This window comes from Psychrobacter sp. 16-MNA-CIBAN-0192 (assembly GCF_040309565.1).
In the GTDB taxonomy this organism is placed as follows: domain Bacteria; phylum Pseudomonadota; class Gammaproteobacteria; order Pseudomonadales; family Moraxellaceae; genus Psychrobacter.
In genome coordinates, this window is sequence record NZ_JBEOOX010000494.1 from 1 (window position 1) to 254 (window position 254).

1 rRNA gene is annotated in these 254 nt (G+C 45.3%); it reads right to left on the minus strand.

What is annotated here, in order from left to right:
* Positions 1-254 (minus strand): 23S ribosomal RNA (locus AAEY78_RS14100); the annotation flags it as partial.

Sequence of the window (254 nt, forward strand, 5' to 3'; positions counted from 1 at the left end):
TTCCAACACATTCCACTAACACCCCATAGACTTAAGGGCTAATCCCCGTTCGCTCGCCGCTACTATCGGAATCTCGGTTGATTTCTTTTCCTACGGGTACTTAGATGTTTCAGTTCCCCGGGTTTGCCTCACTACACTATGTATTCATGTAGTGATAACAGCTTATGCTGCTGGGTTTCCCCATTCGGATATCGTTAGCTCAAATGCTTATTACTAGCTCGCCAACGCTTTTCGCAAGTTATTACGTCCTTCAT